The 2,333-nt window shown below is 59.5% G+C and carries 2 protein-coding genes; both read left to right on the forward strand.

The window, feature by feature from the left end; translation table 11 throughout:
* Nucleotides 1–153 precede the first annotated feature (153 nt).
* Nucleotides 154–1,239 (forward strand): 3-phosphoserine/phosphohydroxythreonine transaminase, encoded by a 1,086-nt coding sequence (gene serC, locus ACXRVY_RS24810; RefSeq protein ID WP_223529931.1) that lies wholly within the window; start codon nucleotides 154–156, stop codon nucleotides 1,237–1,239.
* Nucleotides 1,239–2,333: a prephenate dehydratase gene (pheA, locus tag ACXRVY_RS24815; protein WP_458238502.1), complete on the forward strand. Its 1,095-nt coding sequence runs from the start codon at nucleotides 1,239–1,241 to the stop codon at nucleotides 2,331–2,333. The genes serC and pheA overlap by 1 nt, the downstream gene beginning before the upstream one ends.

Genomic DNA, 2,333 nt, shown 5'->3' on the forward strand with positions numbered 1-2,333 from the left:
CTCGCGATGCATGCGCCGCGTTACGTCTGAAGTATCGCGGTGATGCAATCGCGAGCAGGCTCGCTCCCACAAATCTCTGTTTCAGCAGGGACCCGGTGTCGGCTGATAATGCGATTTACTGCGTGATACCACCAAATCAGAGCGAGATTGGATGTGAGCAAGAGAGCCTATAACTTCTGTGCCGGTCCTGCGGCGCTTCCCGAAGCTGTCCTGCAGCGCGCCCAGGGTGAACTCCTCGACTGGCACGGCAAGGGCCTGTCGGTCATGGAAATGAGCCATCGCAGCGATGAGTTCGTGTCCATTGCCACCAAGGCCGAGCAGGATCTGCGTGATCTGCTGAATATCCCCTCGAACTATAAAGTGCTGTTTCTGCAAGGTGGCGCCAGCCAGCAATTTGCTCAGATTCCTCTGAACCTGTTGCCGGAAAACGGCTCGGCCGACTATATCGACACCGGTATCTGGTCGCAGAAAGCCATCGAAGAAGCTTCGCGCTACGGCCACGTCAACGTTGCCGGCACCGCCAAGCCTTACGACTATTTCGCCATTCCCGGCCAGAACGAATGGAAGCTGTCGAAAGACGCGGCCTACGTCCACTACGCGCCGAACGAAACCATCGGCGGCCTGGAATTCCAATGGATTCCGGAAACCGGTGATGTACCGCTGGTCGCCGACATGTCCTCGGACATCCTGTCGCGTCCGGTGGATGTTTCGCGTTTCGGCATGATCTACGCTGGCGCCCAGAAAAACATCGGTCCGAGCGGCATCGTGGTGAACATCGTTCGCGAAGACCTGCTGGGCCACGCCCGTTCCCTGTGCCCGACTATGCTCAACTACAAGGTCGCGGCCGATAACGGTTCGATGTACAACACCCCGCCGACCCTGGCCTGGTACCTGTCCGGCCTGGTGTTCGAGTGGCTGAAAGAGCAGGGCGGCGTCGAGGCCATCGGCAAGCTCAACGAAGTCAAGCAGCGCACGCTGTACAGCTTCATCGATGCCAGCGGCCTGTACAGCAACCCGATCAACAAGTCGGACCGCTCGTGGATGAACGTGCCGTTCCGCCTGGCGGACGATCGTCTGGACAAGCCGTTCCTGGCTGGTGCCGATGAGCGTGGCCTGTTGAACCTCAAGGGGCACCGTTCCGTGGGTGGCATGCGCGCCTCCATCTATAACGCCGTCGACATCAACGCCGTCAATGCGCTGATTTCGTACATGGCAGAGTTCGAGAAGGAACACGGCTAATGTCTGAGCAAGAACTCAAGGCACTGCGCCTGCGCATTGATGCACTGGACGAAAAGGTCCTGGAGCTGATCAGTGAGCGTGCGCGCTGCGCCCAGGAAGTCGCGCGAGTAAAGATGGCCTCGCTGGCCGAAGGCGAAGTGCCGGTGTTCTATCGTCCTGAGCGCGAAGCTCAGGTGCTCAAGCGTGTCATGGAGCGTAACCAGGGGCCGCTGGGCAACGAAGAGATGGCGCGGTTGTTCCGCGAAATCATGTCTTCGTGCCTGGCACTCGAACAGCCGCTGAAAGTGGCTTATCTGGGCCCTGAAGGTACCTTCACCCAGGCGGCGGCCATGAAGCATTTCGGTCACGCCGTGATCAGCAAGCCGATGGCGGCGATCGACGAAGTGTTCCGTGAAGTGGCGGCCGGTGCGGTGAATTTTGGCGTGGTGCCGGTGGAAAACTCCACCGAAGGCGCGGTCAATCACACCCTCGACAGCTTCCTTGAGCACGACATGGTGATCTGCGGCGAAGTCGAACTGCGTATCCACCATCACCTGTTGGTCGGTGAAAACACCAAGACCGACAGCATCAGCCGGATCTACTCCCACGCCCAGTCCCTGGCCCAGTGCCGCAAGTGGCTGGACGCCCACTACCCGAATGTCGAGCGTGTGGCGGTGTCCAGCAACGCTGAAGCGGCCAAGCGGGTCAAGGGAGAGTGGAACTCGGCGGCGATTGCCGGCGACATGGCGGCCGGCCTGTACGGGCTGACCCATTTGGCCGAGAAGATCGAGGATCGCCCGGATAACTCCACGCGCTTCCTGATGATCGGTAATCAGGAAGTGCCGCCGACTGGCGACGACAAGACATCGATCATCGTTTCCATGAGCAACAAACCGGGTGCGTTGCACGAGTTGCTGGTGCCGTTCCACGACAATGGCATCGACCTGACGCGAATCGAGACTCGTCCGTCGCGCAGTGGCAAGTGGACCTACGTGTTCTTCATCGACTTCGTCGGCCACCACCGCGACCCGCTGGTCAAAAGTGTGCTGGAAAAGATCAGTCACGAAGCGGTGGCACTCAAAGTGCTGGGTTCCTACCCGAAAGCAGTTCTCTAA

The organism is Pseudomonas sp. P5_A2_2 (assembly GCF_054177685.1).

What these genes read in the sequence shown, in the direction of transcription:
- pheA (WP_458238502.1), top strand. Translation starts at nt 1,239, where the DNA reads ATGTCTGAGCAAGAACTCAAGGCACTGCGCCTGCGCATTGATGCACTG.